At 72.3% G+C, this 18822-nt stretch carries 17 protein-coding genes and 1 riboswitch; of the genes, 10 read left to right on the top strand and 7 right to left on the bottom strand.

Going from position 1 to position 18822, the window contains the following annotated elements; translation table 11 throughout:
- Positions 1–53: 53 nt before the first annotated feature.
- Positions 54–794 carry a GntR family transcriptional regulator gene (locus LE548_RS36090; RefSeq protein WP_225101252.1) on the bottom strand — a complete coding sequence of 247 codons (741 nt, stop codon included), beginning with the start codon at positions 792–794 and terminating at the stop codon, positions 54–56.
- Positions 795–999: 205 nt separating this feature from the next.
- On the opposite strand from LE548_RS36090, the gene LE548_RS36085 reads away from it, so the two are divergent.
- From LE548_RS36085 to LE548_RS36050, 8 genes are all read left to right on the top strand, one after another.
- On the top strand, positions 1000–2160 hold the full coding sequence (locus LE548_RS36085) for an ABC transporter substrate-binding protein (RefSeq protein WP_225101251.1): 1161 nt from the start codon (positions 1000–1002) through the stop codon (positions 2158–2160).
- On the top strand, positions 2157–3038 hold the full coding sequence (locus tag LE548_RS36080; RefSeq protein WP_225101250.1) for an ABC transporter permease subunit: 882 nt from the start codon (positions 2157–2159) through the stop codon (positions 3036–3038). The genes LE548_RS36085 and LE548_RS36080 overlap by 4 nt, the downstream gene beginning before the upstream one ends.
- Positions 3023–3844: an ABC transporter permease gene (locus LE548_RS36075; RefSeq protein WP_225101249.1), complete on the top strand. Its 822-nt coding sequence runs from the start codon at positions 3023–3025 to the stop codon at positions 3842–3844. Before LE548_RS36080 ends, LE548_RS36075 begins: the two co-directional genes overlap by 16 nt.
- A gap of 8 nt (positions 3845–3852) precedes the next feature.
- Complete coding sequence (locus tag LE548_RS36070; protein WP_225101248.1) at positions 3853–4929, top strand: ABC transporter ATP-binding protein; 1077 nt, start codon at positions 3853–3855, stop codon at positions 4927–4929.
- Positions 4930–4943: 14 nt separating this feature from the next.
- Entirely contained in the window at positions 4944–6401 is a 1458-nt protein-coding gene (locus LE548_RS36065; protein WP_225101247.1) for an HAD-IA family hydrolase, read from the top strand.
- Positions 6402–6625: 224 nt separating this feature from the next.
- Positions 6626–7024, top strand: coding sequence for a DUF4232 domain-containing protein (locus LE548_RS36060; RefSeq protein ID WP_225101246.1), 399 nt, complete (start codon positions 6626–6628; stop codon positions 7022–7024).
- A 200-nt stretch (positions 7025–7224) separates the two neighbouring features.
- On the top strand, positions 7225–8013 hold the full coding sequence (locus LE548_RS36055; RefSeq protein WP_225101245.1) for a carbon-nitrogen hydrolase family protein: 789 nt from the start codon (positions 7225–7227) through the stop codon (positions 8011–8013).
- Between the two features lie 49 nt (positions 8014–8062).
- Positions 8063–9760, top strand: a complete 1698-nt coding sequence (locus tag LE548_RS36050; protein WP_225101244.1) for an NAD(P)/FAD-dependent oxidoreductase — start codon at positions 8063–8065, stop codon at positions 9758–9760.
- 40 nt (positions 9761–9800) lie between these two features.
- Here the strand turns inward: LE548_RS36050 and LE548_RS36045 are convergent, their stop codons facing one another.
- The 3 genes from LE548_RS36045 to LE548_RS36035 form a co-directional block, all read right to left on the bottom strand.
- Positions 9801–10730, bottom strand: a complete 930-nt coding sequence (locus tag LE548_RS36045; RefSeq protein ID WP_225101243.1) for an LLM class F420-dependent oxidoreductase — start codon at positions 10728–10730, stop codon at positions 9801–9803.
- 122 nt (positions 10731–10852) lie between these two features.
- The gene (locus LE548_RS36040; RefSeq protein WP_225101242.1) at positions 10853–11545 is read right to left on the bottom strand and encodes a DUF5995 family protein; all 693 of its coding nucleotides are present in this window, start codon (positions 11543–11545) and stop codon (positions 10853–10855) included.
- A 171-nt stretch (positions 11546–11716) separates the two neighbouring features.
- Positions 11717–13108 (bottom strand): uracil-xanthine permease family protein, encoded by a 1392-nt coding sequence (locus LE548_RS36035; RefSeq protein WP_225101241.1) that lies wholly within the window; start codon positions 13106–13108, stop codon positions 11717–11719.
- Positions 13109–13250: 142 nt separating this feature from the next.
- On the opposite strand from LE548_RS36035, the gene LE548_RS36030 reads away from it, so the two are divergent.
- The gene (locus LE548_RS36030) at positions 13251–13709 is read left to right on the top strand and encodes a thioesterase family protein (RefSeq protein WP_225101240.1); all 459 of its coding nucleotides are present in this window, start codon (positions 13251–13253) and stop codon (positions 13707–13709) included.
- A gap of 6 nt (positions 13710–13715) precedes the next feature.
- Here LE548_RS36030 and LE548_RS36025 read toward each other — a convergent pair whose 3' ends face one another.
- Positions 13716–14930, bottom strand: coding sequence for an MFS transporter (locus LE548_RS36025; RefSeq protein ID WP_225101239.1), 1215 nt, complete (start codon positions 14928–14930; stop codon positions 13716–13718).
- 160 nt (positions 14931–15090) lie between these two features.
- Here LE548_RS36025 and LE548_RS36020 point away from each other — a divergent pair, with 160 nt between their 5' ends.
- Complete coding sequence (locus LE548_RS36020) at positions 15091–16470, top strand: ROK family transcriptional regulator (protein ID WP_225101238.1); 1380 nt, start codon at positions 15091–15093, stop codon at positions 16468–16470.
- 74 nt (positions 16471–16544) lie between these two features.
- On the opposite strand, the gene LE548_RS36015 is transcribed toward LE548_RS36020, so the two are convergent.
- Entirely contained in the window at positions 16545–17288 is a 744-nt protein-coding gene (locus LE548_RS36015) for an SDR family oxidoreductase (protein WP_225101237.1), read from the bottom strand.
- A 103-nt stretch (positions 17289–17391) separates the two neighbouring features.
- A complete protein-coding gene (locus LE548_RS36010; RefSeq protein ID WP_225101236.1) occupies positions 17392–18288 on the bottom strand; it encodes an RNA polymerase sigma-70 factor in 897 nt (298 codons plus the stop codon).
- A gap of 261 nt (positions 18289–18549) precedes the next feature.
- A riboswitch (FMN riboswitch) is annotated at positions 18550–18680 on the top strand.
- Positions 18681–18822: the final 142 nt, after the last annotated feature.

Raw genomic sequence — 18822 nt, 5'->3', positions numbered from 1 at the left:
CGCCAGAAACCACGACGGACCCGCACCCGGCGACGGCGAATGTGCCCCGAGTTCTACTCCGCCGTCTTCCGCGCCAGCGCATTGTTGCCGATCGAGTTGTGCACGCTGAAGCTCACCGCGTCCGAGCGGTACCGGTCGTCCGACCACTCCACCGGGCGCCCCTCACGTGTCGTCGTCACCCGGCGCACCCGCAGCAGCGGACTCGTACGGCGCACGCCCAGCAGCTCGGCGTCATGCGCGCCCGCCGCCACCGCGTCGATGATGTGCTCGCCGTACGCGAAGACCAGGCCCGTGTCGTCGTACAGGCGCTGGGTGACGGACGGGCAGTCCGGCTCGATGGACTCGACCGCGGGGGCGATCCAGTCGGCGTAGACCGTGCGCTCCAGCAGGACCGGTTCGCCGTCCAGGCCGCGGAGCCGCAGGACGTGCAACACCGGTGTGCCGAGGGCGAGTTGGAGGCGTACGACGTCCTCTTGGGTCGCCGGGCGGTGCTCCTGTGCCACCACGTGGCCCGTGGCCTCGCGGCCCATCGCGCGGGCCCACTGGGCGAAGCTGCGCAGTTCCTCGAAGCTCTGGCTGCGGCGGCTGGCCAGGACCACCCGGCGGGCGCCCTGGCGGGAGCCGATGAGGCCCTCGGCGGTCAGGGCCGCGACGGCCTGGCGGACCGTGCCGCGTGAGACGCCGTAGTGCGCGGCCAGCTCCGACTCCGAGGGCAGCCGGCTGCCGACGGTGTACTCCTCGCGGTCGATGGCCCGCCGCAGCTCGTCGGCGATCTCCTCGTGGCGCGCGGTCATGCTTCCCCTCTGCGTAGGTCGCTGTGCACAGCGTGACCAGCCTAATCGACATTCCTTGGTGATCCGTGTCAGCCGGAACTGTGCAGGGAATCGGGGCTCGGCGTTTCGCCAGTGTTTACGGACCGGACACCCACGCCGGGCGTACTGAGGCCAACTTGTTCAGACAAGTTCCCCTCCGCTCCTCATGTGTCCCCCTGGAGAGACCGTGACCGTGTCCCTGCCGAGAAACGCCGTGCTCGGCGGTTCCCTCGCCGTCGTCGCCGCGCTCGCCCTGAGCGCCTGCGGCGCCGCCCCCGACAACGCGTCGACCACCACCAAGGACGGCAAGAGCGCCGCCACCGCCACCTCCGCAGCCGACTTCGGCGGCATGGACGCCCTGGTCAAGGCGGCCAAGAAGGAAGGCACGCTGCACATCATCGCCGTGCCCCGCGACTGGGCGAACTACGGCGCGATCATCGACGGCTTCCAGAAGAAGTACGGCATCAAGATCGAGGACGAGAGCCCCGACGGCACCAGCCAGGACGAGATCAACGCCGTCACCTCCCGCAAGGGGCAGGACCGCGCCCCCGACGTGCTCGACCTGGGCAGCTCCTTCGCGCTGAGCGCCGCCCAGCAGGGCCTGCTCGCGCCGTACAAGGTGGCCTCGTACGGGGACATCCCCGAGGCCCAGAAGGACCCGCAGGCCCGCTGGTACAACGACTACGGCGGCTACATCTCCATCGGCTGCGACGACAAGCGCGTCAAGGAGTGCCCGACCAGCTTCAAGGACCTGCTCAAGCCCGAGTACAAGGGCCAGGTCGCCCTCAACGGCAACCCCACCAAGTCCGGCTCCGCCTTCGGCGGCGTCTACGCGGCGGCCCTGGCGAACGGCGGCTCCTTCGACGACATCCAGCCCGGCCTGGACTTCTTCGCCAAGCTGAAGAAGAGCGGCAACTACACGCCCGTCGAGTCCACCCCGGCCACCGTCGAGAAGGGCGAGACGCCGATCTCCATCGACTGGGACTACCTCAACGCCGGGTACGCCGACGAGTTCAAGTCCAAGGGGCTCGACTGGAAGGTCGCCATCCCCACCGACGGCCAGTACGCCCAGTACTACTCCCAGGCCATCACCAAGGACGCCCCGCACCCGGCGGCCGCCCGCCTGTGGCAGGAGTACCTCTACAGCGCCGAGGGACAGAACCTGTGGCTCAAGGGCTACGCCCGCCCGGCCCTGATGGCCGCCCTGCAGAAGGCAGGCACGCTGGACACGGCGGCCGCCGCCAAGCTGCCCAAGGTCACCGGCACGCCCTCCTTCCCGACCGAGGCCCAGCAGAGCAAGGCCAAGACGGTCATCGCGCAGGGCTGGGCGAAGGCCGTCTCCGGATGACCGCCGCCCTCACGCGCGCGGACGTGGCGCCCGTCGCTTCGGCGAAGCGGCGGCGCCGCGCCCCCGGCTGGCTGGCCGTCGTACCGCTGCTGGTCTTCGTCGCCATCGCCTTCGGCCTGCCCGCCCTGGCCATCGTCAACGGCGCCTTCTCGGTGCAGGGGCACTACGGCACACAGAACCTCACCGACTCGCTCCAGGGGCCGTACCTCACCGCCCTGCTCGGCAGCGTCAAGCTGTCCGCGACCGCCGCCGCGCTCGGCGCACTGTTCGGGCTGCCGCTCGCCCAGGCCGTGGTCTCCTCCCGTTCCCGCTGGCTGCGTGAGGCCGTGCTGACCGCCTCCGGCGTCCTCGCCAACTTCGGCGGCGTCCCGCTGGCCTTCGCCTTCGTCGCCACCCTCGGCAACGCCGGCGTCCTGACCGTGCACCTCGGCCTGAAGGACGACGGCTGGGACCTCTACAGCTTCTGGGGCCTGGTCCTCGTCTACCTGTACTTCCTCGTCCCGCTCATGGTCCTCACCATCACCCCCGCGCTGGACGGGCTGCGCACCCAGTGGCGCGAGGCCGCGCTCAACAACGGCGCCACCGGCGTGCAGTACTGGCGCCACGTGGCCCTGCCCGTGCTCGCGCCCTCGCTGCTCGGCGGGCTCGTGCTGCTCTTCGGCAGCGCCTTCGCCGCCTACGCCACCGCCGCCGCCATGGTCGGCAGCGCGGTCCCGCTGGTCACCCTGCAGATCGCCGACGCCCTGTCCGGCAACGTCCTCGTCGGCCAGGAGAACATCGCGCTCGCCCTCAGCCTCGACATGGTCCTGGTGGCCGGTGTGGTGATGGCCGTGTACCTGCCCCTGCAACGCCGGAGTGCCCGATGGCTCGACGCCTGACCCCGTGGCGCTGGGCCGTCCTCGGCCTGGCCGCCCTGTACTTCCTGGTGCCGCTCGGCGCGTCCGTGGTCTTCACCGTCGACGTGCCCGGCCAAGGCGTCTCCTTCGACGCCTACACCAAGATCCTGTCCACCGACGGCTTCGTCTCCAGCCTGCTGCTCTCGCTGGAGCTGGCCGCGGCCACCATCGCGGCCGTGCTGCTGCTGATGGTGCCCGCCATGGTCGCGCTCCGGCTCGGCGCGCCCCGGCTGCGGCCGGTGGTGGAGGTGGTCTGCTCACTACCGCTGGTGGTACCGCCGATCGCGTTCGTCGCCGGGATCGTCACCGTGCTGAAGTGGGGCCCGGACCACCTGTCCCGGACCCCGCTGTTCGAGACGTTCGTCGCGATCCAGAACCCGAGCTTCCCGGTCGTGCTCGTCCTCGCCTACGTCGTGATGGCGCTGCCGTTCGTGTACCGGGCGCTGGACGCGGGCCTGCGCGCCATCGACGTACGCACGCTGGTCGAGGCCGCCCGCAGCTGCGGTGCCTCCTGGCCGCAGGCCCTGGTCCGGGCCGTACTGCCGAACCTGCGCGGGGCCCTGCTCAACGCGGCCTTCCTCACGCTGGCCCTGGTGCTCGGCGAGTTCACCGTCGCCCAGCTGCTCGGCTACCAGCCCTTCGCCGTGTGGATCTACAACGTCGGCGGCTCGCAGGCCCAGATGTCCGTCGCCGTGTCCGTGCTCAGCCTGCTCGTCACCTGGGCCCTGCTCCTCGCGCTCGCCGGTGCCGGCGGCGGGCGCAACCGAACCGCGAACTCCCGGGGATGACACACATCATGACCGCCACCACCCTTGAGAAGGCCACCGCGGAAAAGGCCGCGACCGTCGAATTCCGTTCCCTGCGGCGCGAGTTCGGGGCCACCGTCGCCCTCGACGGACTCGACCTGACCGTCCGCCCGGGCGAGTTCCTGGCCCTGCTCGGCCCCTCCGGCTGCGGCAAGACCACCGCGCTGCGCATGCTCGCCGGGTTCGAACACCCCGACTCCGGCGCCGTACTGGTGGACGGCGAGGACGTCACCCACGTCCCGGCCCACCGCCGTGACGCCGGCATGGTCTTCCAGTCGTACAGCCTCTTCCCGCATCTGAACGCCGTCGACAACGTCGCCTTCGGGCTGCGCATGCGCGGCGTCCGTACGGCCGAACGGCGAGCCCGTGCGGCCGAACTGCTGGAGCTGGTCGGTCTCGCCGACAAGGGCGAGCGCTATCCGCACCAGCTCTCCGGCGGCCAGCAGCAGCGCATCGCGCTGGCCCGCGCCCTCGCTCTGCGCCCACGCGTGCTGCTCCTGGACGAGCCGCTGTCCGCCCTCGACGCCAAGGTCCGGCTCACCCTGCGCGAGGAGATCCGCCGCCTGCAGCAGGAACTCGGCATCACCACACTGTTCGTGACGCATGATCAGGAGGAGGCCCTGTCGGTCGCCGACCGGGTCGCCGTGATGCGTGCCGGCCGCCTCGAACAGTGCGCCGAACCCGCCGAGCTGTACGGCCGCCCCGCCACCGCCTTCGTCGCCGAGTTCGTCGGCACGATGAGCCGGATCCCGGGCGAGCTGTCGGGCGGCACGGTCCAGGTGCTCGGGCAGCGACTGCCCGCCGACGGCGCGGTGCCGGACGGCCCGGTGGACGTGCTGGTGCGGCCCGAGGCCGTCCAGGTCACGGCCGACGAGCAGGGCACCGCCCGCGTCGTCGCCACCGCCTTCCTCGGCGCGGTCGTCCGGGTCACCGTGCGGCTCGCCGACGGCACCGAGGCCAAGGCCGACCTGCCCGCGTACGAGGCCACCGGGCTCGGCGCCGGAGCCGCCGTCGCCGTGTCGCTGCCCGAGCGGCCGGTGCTGGTGGCCGAACGTATCCAGAAGTGAGGAACCACCCGAACATGCCCCCCCACACCGCCCCGCAGGCGGTTCTGTTCGACATGGACGGCACGCTCGTCGACACCGAGCGGCTGTGGTGGGAGGCGGTCGAGCAGATCGCCGGACGCCCGCTGACCGAGGCCGACCAGCCGGACGTGCTCGGCCGCGCGGTCGAGCACACCGCCGACTGGCTCGCCGCGGCCACCGGCCGGCCGGACGCCGAGCTCGCCGCCGAGCTGCACCACGAGTTCGCCGACCGCGTCCGCACCGGCATCGTGCCCCGCCCCGGCGCCCTGGACCTGCTGGCCGCGCTGGCCGCCGCCGGCATCCCGACCGCGCTGGTCACCGCGTCCCCGCGCGCGGTCGCCGACGTCGTCCTCGACGCCCTGGGCGCCGACCGGTTCGTGGCCTCCGTCACCGCCGACGACACCGACCGCACCAAGCCCGCCCCCGACCCCTACCTGGCCGCCTGCCGTGCCCTCGGCGTCGACCCCGCCGGCTGCGTGGCCGTCGAGGACACCGAGACCGGGGTCGCCTCCGCCGAGGCCGCCGGCTGCGCCGTCCTCGCCGTACCGTCCCTCGCCCCGATCGGCACGGCACCCGGCCGGACCGTACGGGAGAGCCTGGAGGGGGTGACGATCGAGGAGCTGCGGCGCATGGTCGCGCCCGGACTGCGGGTCATGAGCTGGAACCTGTGGCTCGGCGGCAGCAAGGTCGACGACCACCGGGCCAAGCAGCTCAAGGTCATCCTGGACAGCGGTGCCGACGTGGTCGGCCTCCAGGAGACGGGCGGTACGGCCGCCCAGGAGCTGGCCGAGGCCCTCGGCTGGCACCACCACCGGGCCGGCGAGAACCTCGGCGTCATCAGCCGCCACCCCATCACCGCCCGCTTCGGCGACCCGGACGTCGGCTTCTACGGCGCGGCGGGCGTCCGGGTCGCCGTGGCGTCCGGCCGCGAGGTCGACGTGTGGACCGCGCATCTGCACTACACGCCGTACGGGCCCTACGAGTCCGCCTTCGACGGGCTGCCGGCGGCCGAGCTGATCGCCCACGAGGAGGTCCGGCTCACACAGATGCGGGACGCGCTCCGCCGGATCGCCGAGTCGTCCGCCGACGGCGTCCCGGTCGTCCTGGTCGGCGACTTCAACTGCCCCTCGCACCTGGACTGGCCGGACGTGGCATGGCCGGTGACGAAGGCGGCCGAGGAGGCGGGCTTCGCCGACTCCTACCGCGAGGCCCACCCGGACCCCGCCGCCGCACCCGGGCACACCTGGTCGCCGATCCACCCCGTGCACGAGGACGGCAGCGGGCGGCCCGAGCCGCAGGACCGGATCGACTACGTCCTGCACCGGGGCCTGGCCGTACGGGACGCGCGCACCCTCGTCACCGGCAGCCCGCGCCCGTGGCCGGACGTGGCGGGCAACGACTGGCCCTCGGACCACGCGGCGGTCGTCACGACATTCGCCCTGCCCCTCGGGTGACTCGATCTGGCGGAGATCCGCTGTTTGTCACAGCCGTGTACGGGAGCTGTGTCGGCCGCAACGCCCCGACTGCCCTCGGGGTCTCCTGACACAGCGCCGTCGCCGCTGTCGCCGGTCTGTCGCTCACCGCCTGCCAGGGCAGTGGCGGCGGCAGCGGTTCCTCGGACAAGAGTGGCTCCGCCGCGCCGAGCCAGAGCACCGGCGGCAGCGGCGCCTCCTCCGGCATGGGCACCGGGACCGGCACCGGGACCGGGACCGGCACCGGCACCGGCACCGGCACGGGCACCGGGATCGGTCAGTCCGGCTCAAGCGGCGGTGGCACGGCCGTGGGCGGCGGCGCGGGCGCGTGCAAGACCTCCCAGCTCGCGTTCAGCACCTCCGGAGGCATGGCCGAGGGCGAGCTCATCGTCAACCTCAAGAACACCGGCTCCATCACCTGCACCCTCAAGGGCTTCCCCGGTGCCGACCTCAAGGGCAAGGACGGCACCGTCAGCGCCAAGCGGAGCACCCTCGCCCCCGTGCCGGTCAGCGTCAAGCCGGGCGACGCCGTCGGCATCGACGTTCCGGTCACGGACGGCGGCGGCCGGACCGTCACCGTCGACCCGGTCGGCACCGGGAAGTAGGACACCGAGACGGGGGAGGGGAGGACGAAGCGCCGGTGGGAACGGTGATCGTCCCTGAAGCGCGCAACGAATCGCCGTTTCACCCCGTCTCCACGCAACGATCCGCGCACCGGCGCGCAACGGCTCCTTCTTGTCCGGCCGAGTGCGCCGACCGTACCTTCTTCGTGGCCCCCCAAATCCCTCTCCGGTGAGGATCACGCATGCGCACCGCCCTGCTCCAGAGCTCCGGCCGCCCCGGCTCGATCGCCGAGAACCTCAAGGTCCTCGACGCCGCCGCGGGCCGGGCCGCCGCCGCGGGCGCCGCGCTGCTCGCCGCACCGGAGATGTTCCTGACCGGGTACGCCATCGGCGACGACATCGGCCGCCTCGCCGAGCCCGCCGACGGCGAGTCCGCCGACGCGATCGCCGACACCGCCGGCCGGCACGGCATCGCGATCGCCTACGGCTACCCCGAGCGCGCCGGCGAGACCGTCTACAACTCCGCCCAGCTGGTCTCCGCTGACGGCACCCGCCTCGCGAACTACCGCAAGACCCACCTCTTCGGCTGCTTCGAGCGCGACCACTTCACCCCCGGCGAGCAGCCGGTCGTGCAGGCCGAGCTGAACGGCCTGACCGTCGGCCTGATGATCTGCTACGACGTCGAGTTCCCGGAGAACGTCCGCGCGCACGCCCTGGCCGGCACCGACCTCCTGGTCGTCCCGACCGCGCAGATGCACCCCTTCCAGTTCGTCGCCGAGTCGATGATCCCGGTGCGCGCCTTCGAGAACCAGATGTACGTCGCCTACGTCAACCGGGTCGGCCAGGAAGGGGAGTTCGAGTTCGTCGGGCTCTCCACCCTCGCCGGTCCCGACGGCATCGCCCGCACCCGGGCCGGCCGTGCCGAGCAGCTGGTCGTCGCCGACGCCGACCCTGCCTTCCTGGCCGCGTCCCGCGAGGCCAACCCGTATCTGAAGGACCGCCGCCCCGGTCTGTACGGGTCCCTGATCTGAAACCCCCGAACCTCCCCCTGAGTACTTTCGCGCAAGGAGTCCGTACCCCATGACGTCCACGGTGCCCAACGCCGTCGAGCACACCGACGGGCAGCAGCCGCCGATCACCATGTTCGGCCCGGACTTCCCCTACGCCTACGACGACTTCCTCGCCCACCCGGCGGGCCTCGGCCAGATACCCGCGACCGAGCACGGCACCGAGGTCGCGGTCATCGGCGGCGGTCTGTCCGGCATCGTGGCCGCCTACGAGCTGATGAAGATGGGCCTCAAGCCCGTCGTCTACGAGGCCGACCAGATCGGCGGCCGGCTGCGCACCGTCGGCTTCGAGGGCTGCGACGAGTCCCTCAACTGCGAGCTGGGCGCGATGCGCTTCCCGCCGTCCTCCACCGCCCTCCAGCACTACATCGACCTGGTCGGCCTGGAGACCAAGCCCTTCCCCAACCCCCTTGCCGAGGCCACGCCTTCGACCGTGGTCGACCTCAAGGGCGAGTCGCACTACGCCGAAACCGTCGACGACCTGCCCCAGGTCTACCGGGACGTCGCCGACGCCTGGAACAGGTGTCTCGAAGAGGGCGCCGACTTCTCCGACATGAACCGCGCCATGCGCGAGCGGGACGTGCCGCGCATCCGCGAGATCTGGGCGAAGCTCGTCGAGAAGCTCGACAACCAGACCTTCTACGGCTTCCTCTGCGACTCCGAGGCCTTCAAGTCCTTCCGGCACCGCGAGATCTTCGGCCAGGTCGGCTTCGGCACCGGCGGCTGGGACACCGACTTCCCGAACTCCATCCTGGAGATCCTGCGCGTCGTCTACACCGAGGCCGACGACCACCACCGCGGCATCGTCGGCGGCTCCCAGCAGCTGCCGCTGCGCCTCTGGGAGCGCGAGCCGGAGAAGATCGTCCACTGGCCGTACGGCACCTCGCTGAAGTCCCTGCACCCGGACGGCGAGCCCCGCCCGGCCGTGACCCGGCTGCACCGCACCGCCGGCAACCAGATCACGGTGACGGACGCGAACGGCGACATCCGTACCTACCAGGCGGCGATCTTCACCGCCCAGTCCTGGATGCTGCTGTCCAAGATCGCCTGCGACGACTCGCTCTTCCCGATCGATCACTGGACCGCCATCGAGCGCACCCACTACATGGAGTCCTCGAAGCTCTTCGTGCCCGTCGACCGGCCGTTCTGGCTGGACAAGGACGAGGAGACCGGCCGGGACGTCATGTCGATGACGCTCACCGACCGCATGACCCGCGGCACCTACCTGCTGGACGACGGCCCGGACAAGCCCGCCGTGATCTGCCTGTCCTACACCTGGTGCGACGACAGCCTGAAGTGGCTGCCGCTGTCCGCGAACGAGCGGATGGAGGTCATGCTGAAGTCGCTCGGCGAGATCTACCCCAAGGTCGACATCCGGAAGCACATCATCGGCAACCCGGTGACCGTCTCCTGGGAGAACGAGCCCTACTTCATGGGCGCGTTCAAGGCCAACCTGCCCGGCCACTACCGCTACCAGCGCCGCCTGTTCACGCACTTCATGCAGGACCGGCTGCCCGAGGACAAGCGGGGCATCTTCCTCGCGGGCGACGACATCTCCTGGACGGCCGGCTGGGCCGAGGGCGCCGTCCAGACCGCGCTGAACGCGGTCTGGGGCGTCATGCACCAGTTCGGCGGCGAGACCGACCCGGCCAACCCGGGCCCCGGTGACGCCTACGACGAGATCGCCCCTGTGGAGCTGCCCGAGGACTGAGCAGGAGAGCGAGCACGTACCAAGGCGTGGGCGGCCGGCCTCAGACTCCGGCCGCCCGCGCCTTTTCAAACACCTCCGCGGCGGCATCCGTCAGCTCCCGGGCGTCCCGGGCGCTGCCCTGGAGGTCGATCAGGAACTCGTCCATGCCGAGCTCCGCGAACTCCACGAGGTCCGCCACGATCTGGTCGACACTGCCCTGGAAAGGCCTGCGGTCGGCGCCCTCGTACGCCTTGGCCGTGCGGTCGGTGTTCACCCGCAGCACCGTCCGGATCGGCCGCGTACGGCCCCGCTCCTCGGCCAGCTCCCGCAGCTGCCGCCACTGGGCGCCGACCTGCTCCGCGCTGAAGCCCGCCGGCAGCCAGCCGTCGGCGTGGTCGACCAGCCGCCGGAACGCCCGCCGGTTGCCCGCGGCCAGCAGGACCGGGATCGGCCGGACGGGCTTGGGTCCGACCACGGCGGAGGCGATCTTCGTCAGGGTGCCGTCGTAGACGACCGGATCCGGGCCCCACACCGCCCGGCACACCTCGATGATCTCGTCCAGCGACTTGCCGCGCTCCTCGAAGGGCCGCGCGGAGGAGGCCGCGTACTCGTCCAGGGACCAGCCGGTGCCGAGGCCCGCGAGCACCCGGCCGCCGCTCGCCGCGTCCAGCGAGGCGAGGGCCTTGGCCAGCTGGAACGGCACGTGCAGCGGTGCCACCAGGACGCTGGACCCCAGCTCCGCCCGCTCGGTGGCCGATGCTGCCAGGGTGAGGGTGACCAGCGGGTCCGCCACGTTCCGGTACTGGTCCGGCCAAGGCACGCCGTCCATGCCGTACAACCCCTGGGTGGCGGGCTCGGGGAACAGGGCCCGCTCGAAGACCCACAGACTCGTGTAACCGATCCGTTCGGCGGCGCGGGCCACGTCGGGCACGTCCGTGCCGAGGGAGTACTGGCGCATCTGGGGAAGACCGAGACCGAGCCGCGTTGCCATGTCCGCTCCTTGTCGATGGGGTGCCGGACGTCAACGTACGGTGCGGACACGGCTGTTCCGAGGCGGCTCGCGTCAGGGTCGGGTTTCGGCCAGTCGGGCGGGGGGTCGGATCAGCTCGGAGGTCAGATCAGCTCGGGGAGCGGGGTGAGGAGCATCCGGCCCGCGAGCCCCACGGCCGCGTCCAGCCGCTCGGTGAACTCCTCGGCCACCTCGCCGCAGTGGCGCAGCGCCCACAGTGCCCGAGCCGCCGCCCAGGCCGCGTCCCGGGCCCGCTCCAGGCTCCAGGAACCCAGCAGATGGGTGAGCGGATCGGCGAGCTGAAGCAGGTCGGGGCCCGGCATCAGATCCTCGCGGATGCGCTCCTCCAGCGATCCGAGGATCTCGCCCACGCGGTCGAACTCGTCCTCCAGATCGGCCGGTTCGCAGCCGAGCGCGCGGCAGGCGTCCATCACGGCGAGCGCCAGGTCGTGCCCGATGTGCGCGTTGATGCCCGCCAGCGCGAACTGCAGCGGCCGTACCCCGGGGTGGCGGCGGAGCTGGAAGAGCGGGCGCCAGCAGGCGGGCGGACGGCGGTCCGCCGCGCTCGCGTCGACCGCCGCCAGATAGCGCTCCGCGAACCGCACGTCCAGCGCGGTCGCCGCCCGCGGGTCCGCGAACTCCCCGCCGTCCAGGCGCCGGTCGACCTCCTCGGTGACGGTGAGATAGACGCGGTTGAACACGGCGACCCCGTCGCGCTCGGGCAGGGCCGCGCCGATCGCGCGCATCCGGGCGACCACCGCGTCGACGGGAGTGGTGAAGCGTTCCAACTGCGCCATGGGGGAAGGGTCCCAGCCCCGGGCCGCCCGGCGCGCCGACCGGCCCGTCGCTTCGCCGGAACGGGGGAACGCGGGACATGTCCGTGGGGTGAGGGGGGAACGCCCGCGGCACCGCCCGCCGCGAACCTGGAGCAGGACCTGATCGCGCGCGTCCTTCACCCCGGCGTACGCCTACGGCTTGGCGTGCGGCTCCTCGGCGTCGTAGCTGGAGGTGCCCTCGTCCAGCAGCGGTTGCTGCTGCTTCAGGTGGGCCGGGGCGAAGGCGCGCAGGGCGTGGTAGCCGGTGATGACGACCAGGGTGCCGAGGGCGATGCCGCTGAGCGAGAAGGTGTCGGTGAACTTCATGCTGACGTTGCCGACGCCGATGATGATGCCCGCGGCGGCCGGCACCAGGTTCAGCGGGTTGCGCAGGTCCACCTTGGCGTGCAGCCAGATCTGGGCGCCGAGCAGGCCGATCATGCCGTAGAGGATCACGGTGATGCCGCCGAGCACCCCGCCCGGGATCGCGGCCACGACGGCGCCGAACTTCGGGCAGATGCCGAAGAGCAGGGCGAAGCCGGCGGCGGCCCAGTAGGCGGCGGTGGAGTAGACGCGGGTGGCGGCCATCACGCCGATGTTCTCGGAGTAGGTGGTGTTCGGCGGGCCGCCGACGGCCGTGGACAGCATGGAGCCGATGCCGTCGGCCGAGATCGCCGTGCCGAGCTTGTCGTCCAGCGGGTCGCCGGTCATCTCGCCGACCGCCTTGACATGGCCCGCGTTCTCCGCGACCAGGGCGATGACGACCGGCAGCGCGACCAGGATCGCCGACCACTGGAAGGACGGCCCGTGGAAGTGCGGCAGGCCGATCCAGTCGGCCTTGGAGACGCCGGAGAGGTCCAGGCGCCAGTGGTCGGTGACCTTGCCGCCCGGGCCCATGGAGTGGATCTTGCCGAAGATCCGGTCGAACGCCCAGGAGATGCCGTACCCGAAGACCAGACCGAGGAAGATGGCGATACGGGACCAGAAACCACGCAGACAGACGACCGCCAGGCCGGTGAAGAGCATCACCAGCAGGGCCGTCCACTGGTCCTGCGGCCAGTAGGTGGAGGCGGTCACCGGGGCGAGGTTGAAGCCGATCAGCATCACGACCGCGCCGGTGACGATCGGCGGCATGGCCGCGTGGATGATCCGCGCCCCGAAGCGCTGCACCGCGAGTCCCACCAGGAACAGCACCACGCCGACGACGAACACCGCGCCGGTCACCGTGGCGCTCGTACCGCCCTGGGCGCGGATGACGGCGGCCACGCCGACGAAGGACAGAGAGCAGCCGAGGTAGCTCGGGACCCGGCCGCGGGTGGCGAGCAGGAAGATCACGGTCGCCACGCCCGACATCATGATCGCCAGGTTCGGGTCCAGGCCCATGAGCACGGGGGCCACGAAGGAGGCGCCGAACATCGCGACCACGTGCTGGGCGCCCAGGCCCACGGTGCGGGGCCAGGAGAGCCGTTCGTCGGGGCGTACCACCGCTCCGGGCGCGGGCGTGCGCCCGTCACCGTGCAGTTTCCAGCGCACGCCGAGGTCCATGGTGGGGTTTCGCTTTCTTACGCATATGAAGACGGTCTGCACCATTGTCACGGGTGGCTGACCTGGGGGCTTCCAGCCCAGGCTCCTGAGCGGTCGCTTAGTATGGGATTGTCTCAGCAACGATGTTCAGGAGCCCTGTCCCGTGACCGCCGAAGCCCCGATCGCCCCCGCCGTCTCCTACGGCCGGCTGATCCCCGTCACCGTCCACTTCGACGACCTCGACGCGCTCGGCCTCCTGCACAACGCCCGCTACCCCGTGCTGGTCGAGCGCGCCTGGACCGAGCTGTGGAGCGCGCACGGCGTCCGCTTCGACGGCGACTGGCACGCGGCCGGCGACGCCTGCAACGCCGTACGCGAGCTGCGCGTCAGCTACGAGGCACCGGTGACCAGCCCCGGCAGCTACGCCGTCCACCTCTGGCTGGAACGGCTCGGCACCACCGGCCTGACCTACGGCTTCCGGTTCTGCTCCGCGGACGGGACGCGGACCTACGCCCAGGGCACCCGGGTGCTGGTCCGGCTCGACGCCACAACCATGCGGCCGGCGCCCTGGTCGGAGGCCTTCCGCGCCGTCGGCCAGGAGCTGCTGCGCCCCGTCGGCTGACCTGTCTCAGGGGCGCGGGTCGGGAACGGCGGCCGGCCGCGGGCTGCTCTCTGTGCGGCCGCCGCGCTCGGCGCTGCGCAGCACCCCCGCGAACACCGCGAGCCCGCACGCCAGCGCCGTCACCACACCGAACGACACCATCAGGCTGGTCGCCTGGGCCACCCCGCCGATCAGACTCGGCGCGATCAGCCCCGAGGTGTAGGTGATCGTCGCCACGCCCGCGATGGCCTGGCTGGGATTCGGGCCCGCATGCCCGGCCGCCGCGAAGCACAGCGGTACGACCACCGCGATGCCGAGCCCCATCAGCCCGAACCCCGCCATGGCCACCGCCGGCTGCCCGGCGAGGACGATCAGCAGACCGCCCAGCGCGGCCAGCACCCCGCCGGCCCGGACGGTACGGACCGCGCCGTAACGGTTCACCACCGCGTCCCCGGCGATCCGGGCCACCGCCATGGTCAGCATGAAGCCCGTCGTGCAGGCCGCCGCCACCGCGGCCGAGCTGTCCAGCCGGTCCCGCAGGAACACCGCCGACCAGTCCAGGCTCGCGCCCTCCGCGAACACCGCGCAGAAGCCGACGGTGCCGATCAGCAGCGCCGAGCGCGGCGGCAGCGCGAACCGGGGCGGCGGCTCCTCGTCCTCGGCGGGCTGGAGGTCCAGCACCCAGGAGCAGGCCACCGGCCCCAGCACGGTGAGCACGGCCGAGGCGATCAGGAAGTGCACGCGGGCGTCCGCGCCCAGATGCGCGGCCAGCGTGCCGGCCGCCGAACCGGTCAGCGCGCCCGCGCTCCACATGCCGTGCAGCCCCGACATGACCGACTTGCCCAGCAGCCGCTCGACCTCGACGCCGAGCGCGTTCATCGCGACGTCGGCCATGCCCGCGCTCGCGCCGTAGGTGAACATCGCCAGGCACAGGGTGTACAGGTTCGGCGCCAGCGGTGGCAGGACCAGCGACAGCGTCCACAGCGCGATCAGTCCGCGCAGCGCCGTACGGCTGCCGAAGCGGTGGCTGATCCGGCCCGCGAGCGGCATCGCGCACGAGGCGCCGAAGGCCGTGAACGCCAGCGCGAAGCCCAACTGGCCCGCGCCGAGCGAGGCATGGTCCTGGACCCACGGCACCCGGGTGGCGAAGGAGCCGGTCACGGCGCCGTGCACGGCGAACACGGCCGCCACGGCGTACCGGGCGCGCCGCACCTCGCCGGGCGCATATCCCACGTCACTCATGTTCCAGCCCCTCCCCACACGGCGCCCTCCCGGCACGCGCCGTAAACTATCAGGGACCCTCCCTGATAGATAGATAGACGGTTTTACGGCCGCAGTCCGAGGGCGGGGTCTCGGAGTCGCGGTCGAGGGGGACGCCCGCCGATCTGGGAGGATTCCCGTCATGCCCGCAACACCCAGCACCGCCCGGGCCATCAACGACCGGCTCGCCCTGCGGCTGCTCCAGCAGGAAGGCCCGCTGACGGCAGGGCAGTTGAAGCAGCTGACGGGACTGTCCCGGCCGACGGTCGCCGATCTCGTGGAACGGCTCACCGCCGCCGGGCTGATCACCGTGGTCGGCGAGTCCGGCGAGCAGCGCCGCGGTCCGAACGCCCGGCTGTACGGGATCGTCGCCGACCGCGCCCATCTGGCCGCGCTCGACGTCCGCACCGAGGGTGTCTTCGTGCTGGTGTCGGACCTGGTCGGGCGGGTGCTCGCCGAGGCGTCGGTGCCGATCGACGGTGACACCGGGACCGGGCCGGCCGTGGAGCAGGCGGTGGCCGCGGTGGAGCGCACCGCCAAGGAGGCGGGCGCGGACCGGCTGCACACCGTCGGCATCGGCGCGCCGGGCCTCATCGACCCCGCCACCGGCGACCTGCGCGACTCCGGGGGACTGCCCGAGTGGCACCGCAGCCTGTCGGCCGCCTTGCAGCACCGGCTGCCCGAGGCCCGCGTCACGGTGGAGAACGAGACCAACCTGGCGGCCGTGGCGGAGCAGCGCGAGGGTGCCGCCCGGGACCGGGACACCTTCGTCCTGCTCTGGCTCGGCCATGGCGTCGGCGCGGCGGTCGTCCTCGACGGCACGCTGCGCCGCGGCGCCTCGGGCGGCACCGGCGAGATCGGCTTCCTGCCGGTGCCGGGTACCGACTCCCTGCCCTCGGCGAAGGACTGCGCCGGCGGCTTCCACTCCCTGACCGGTGCGGCGGCGATCGGCGCCCTGGCAGCGGACCACGGGCTGCCGGTCCCGGCCACGATGGACGGACCGGGGGCGGCGGCGGTCGTGCGGGGGGCCGTGGCGGCGGTGCAGGAGGTGCTGGGGGAGCGGGGTACGGCAGAGGGGGTGCTGGGGGAGCGGGACACGGAGGAGGAGGTGCTGGGGGAGCGGGGCGCGGCGGAAAAGGCGCCGGGGGAACAGGGCGCGGCGAAGGAAGCGGCTCACGCGGGCGAGGCCTCCGGGCCGTCTCCGGCCGCGCCCGCCGCAACCGTCCCCGCCGATCACCCCGCCGGCCGCTTCCTCCACACCCTTGCCGAGCGGATCGCGGTCGGAGCCGCCTCCGTGGTGGCCGTCCTCGACCCTGGCTGTGTGGTGCTCGGCGGCGAGGCCGGACAGGCCGGCGGCCCGGTGCTCGCGAGTCTCGTGCAGGAACGGCTGCGCCGGATGTCCCCGCTGCGCACGGAGGTCCGCGCCGGCACCCTCGGCGGCGCGGCCGTCCTGCGTGGCGCCCTCCTGACGGCCAGGGACCGCGCCCAGGACGAACTGTTCGCTCCCGCGGACCGCACCTGACCACTGACCGGACACCCCGTCCGCTCACGCCCCGGTGTCAGCCTCACCGGCCCGTCCGCCCTGCCTTCCTCCCGTCAGCGGCCGAACCGCCGCCCCAGATACTCCTCGAACGTCACCTTTCCCACCGCCTCATGCGGTGCCAGATGCCCGCCGGCCCGGAAGGCGCGGTACGTCTTGCCGAACAGCGGCAGCTGGGCCACGGCCCGGCGGCGGCCGGTCGCACGGAGGTAGGCGCGGGCCAGGGAGTCGAAGGAGCGGACCTCGGGGCCGCCCATGTCCGATACCCGTCCGGCCGGTGCGGCGAGGGCCAACTCGGCGAGCCGGTCGGCGACTTCGGTCACCTCCACCGGCTGGTCCGACACGCCGGCGGGAAGCAGGAGCACGGGCGGCTTGGCCAGTCCGGCCAGGACCGTGACCACCAGGTCGTGGAACTGGGTCGTGCGCAGCAGCGTGAAGCCGAGGCCCGACTCCTCGATCTGGCGCTCCACCGCCAGCTTGGTCTTGTAGTAGCCGAACGGAATCCGGTCGACCCCGACGATGGAGATATAGACCAGATGGCGCACCTTGGCCCACCGCGCCGCCGCGATCAGGTGACCGGCCGCCTGCTCGTCGCCGCCGCGCTGCGTGCTCGCGCAGTGCACCACCGTCTCCACTCCCGCGAGCGCGGTGTCGAGGCCCGCGCCGCCCGTGCGCAGATCGACCGCGTACGGCTGCGCGCGCCGGCTGAGCACCCGCACCTCGCGGTTGTCCGCCCGCAGCCGCTCCGTCACATGGCGGCCGAGTGTGCCGGTCCCGCCGGTCACCAGGATCGTGGTCATGCTGTTCCCGTCCCTCTCGGATTCCGGGTGCCCCGGTCGGGCACTGTTCGCACGCTCAGACCACGCAGCCCCCGCCGAATGTGACAAGCCCCGGCCGGTGCGGTTACGACGGCATGAGCTGCCGCCGTACGAAGCCCAGCTTGTCCGGGTTCATCGCGGCCCATACATCGGTGATCACACCGTCCCGCAGCCCGAACGCGGCCACCCCGACGAGCACCTCGCCGACCCACGCGGCCAGCCCGCTCGCGCCGTTGACCTCCACCACCGTGTAGGTCCAGTCCGCCGCGAACCGCTCGGCCCCGCCCACCAGGAAGCGCATGACCTTGTCGCGTCCCTCGACCGGACGCAGGGCCGCGGACACCTTGCCGCCGCCGTCGCTCCACCAGACCACGTCCTCGGCGAGCAGCTGCTCCAGACCGGCCACATCGCCCTCGCGGGCCGCCGCGAGGAACGTCGTCACCAGCTGCTCCTGCCGCTCGCGCGCCGGCTCGAACCGGCCCTCCGGCACGGCGACCCGGGCCACCGCGCGCCGGTACAGCTGGCGGCAGTTGGCCTCGCTCAGGGACAGCACGTCCGCGATCTCCCGGTGGCTGTGGCCGAACGCCTCACGCAGCACGTACACCGCCCGCTCGGTCGGCGTCAGCCGTTCGAGGAGCACCAGCATCGCCAGGGAGACCTCGTCGCGCTGCTCCGCCGACTCCAGCGGGCCGAGCGTGCCGTCCGAGGTCAGCACCGGCTCCGGCAACCAGGGCCCGCGGTAGTCCTCGTGCCGGGCACGGGCCGAGGTCAGCCGGGTCAGGCAGAGGTTCGTGACGGTCTTGGCGAGCCATGCGCCCGGGTGCCCGATCGCCGCCCGGTCGGCGCCGCTGAACCGCAGATACGCGTCCTGCACCGCGTCCTCCGCCTCGTGCGCGGAGCCGAGCAGCCGGTAGGCGAGCCCGAACAGGCGGGGCCGGTGGGACTCGAACTCGGCGGCGAGCGGCGGCAGTGGCACGGTCATGCGCGTCAGCCTGCCAGAACGGCGGTGGCGGCCCGGCGGCGGGCAAGGGCCGTCGTCACCGCCACCGGACCCGTCCGCACCCTAAAAGGACTAGACCAGTGCGGTCAATGGTCCGGACCAGGCTCAATCCGCCCGCCATGTACGGCAGTTGGCCGGTGTGACTGCGCCGCGCAAGGCCGGTGACACGCACTGTGAGGGAACCCACACTCCTCGCCTGTCTGGACGGCCGTCCGGCGTGGCACACTGGCCGTGTACCAGAAGCAGCGCACTCCGGGGTCGGTGAAAGTCCGAACCGGCGGTTACAGTCCGCGACCCGGTCGCTTCCAGCGACCGGTTGACCAGGTGAAATTCCTGGACCGACGGTTAAAGTCCGGATGGGAGGCAGTGCGCGGCGGGCGGGCACGTATTCGTGCGCGTCGCCGTATCTGGGCTCGTCCGTGCGCGGACGGCCCTTTTTTCGGCGTCGTCCGGTGTGCTCACCCGTACATGCTGTCGTCATCGACAGGCCCCGGAGTCCGTGCCCGAAGAGGCAGG

Source organism: Streptomyces sp. CoH27, from assembly GCF_020181035.1.
In the GTDB taxonomy this organism is placed as follows: domain Bacteria; phylum Actinomycetota; class Actinomycetes; order Streptomycetales; family Streptomycetaceae; genus Streptomyces; species Streptomyces camelliae.
Note: the sequence above shows the minus strand (reverse complement) of the source record. Positions and strands in the feature narration are given on the sequence as shown.

Bases quoted from the DNA above. Each gene is read 5' to 3' on its own strand.
- LE548_RS36045 (WP_225101243.1), bottom strand. From the start codon at position 10,730: ATGGCAACGCGGCTCGGTCTCGGTCTTCCCCAGATGCGCCAGTACTCC.
- LE548_RS36015 (WP_225101237.1), bottom strand. From the start codon at position 17,288: ATGACCACGATCCTGGTGACCGGCGGGACCGGCACACTCGGCCGCCAT.
- LE548_RS36010 (WP_225101236.1), bottom strand. From the start codon at position 18,288: ATGACCGTGCCACTGCCGCCGCTCGCCGCCGAGTTCGAGTCCCACCGG.
- LE548_RS36020 (WP_225101238.1), top strand. From the start codon at position 15,091: ATGCCCGCAACACCCAGCACCGCCCGGGCCATCAACGACCGGCTCGCC.
- LE548_RS36075 (WP_225101249.1), top strand. From the start codon at position 3,023: ATGGCTCGACGCCTGACCCCGTGGCGCTGGGCCGTCCTCGGCCTGGCC.
- LE548_RS36060 (WP_225101246.1), top strand. From the start codon at position 6,626: ATGGGCACCGGGACCGGCACCGGGACCGGGACCGGCACCGGCACCGGC.
- LE548_RS36055 (WP_225101245.1), top strand. From the start codon at position 7,225: ATGCGCACCGCCCTGCTCCAGAGCTCCGGCCGCCCCGGCTCGATCGCC.
- LE548_RS36080 (WP_225101250.1), top strand. From the start codon at position 2,157: ATGACCGCCGCCCTCACGCGCGCGGACGTGGCGCCCGTCGCTTCGGCG.
- LE548_RS36090 (WP_225101252.1), bottom strand. From the start codon at position 794: ATGACCGCGCGCCACGAGGAGATCGCCGACGAGCTGCGGCGGGCCATC.
- LE548_RS36040 (WP_225101242.1), bottom strand. From the start codon at position 11,545: ATGGCGCAGTTGGAACGCTTCACCACTCCCGTCGACGCGGTGGTCGCC.
- LE548_RS36050 (WP_225101244.1), top strand. From the start codon at position 8,063: ATGACGTCCACGGTGCCCAACGCCGTCGAGCACACCGACGGGCAGCAG.
- LE548_RS36025 (WP_225101239.1), bottom strand. From the start codon at position 14,930: ATGAGTGACGTGGGATATGCGCCCGGCGAGGTGCGGCGCGCCCGGTAC.
- LE548_RS36065 (WP_225101247.1), top strand. From the start codon at position 4,944: ATGCCCCCCCACACCGCCCCGCAGGCGGTTCTGTTCGACATGGACGGC.
- LE548_RS36035 (WP_225101241.1), bottom strand. From the start codon at position 13,108: ATGGACCTCGGCGTGCGCTGGAAACTGCACGGTGACGGGCGCACGCCC.
- LE548_RS36070 (WP_225101248.1), top strand. From the start codon at position 3,853: ATGACCGCCACCACCCTTGAGAAGGCCACCGCGGAAAAGGCCGCGACC.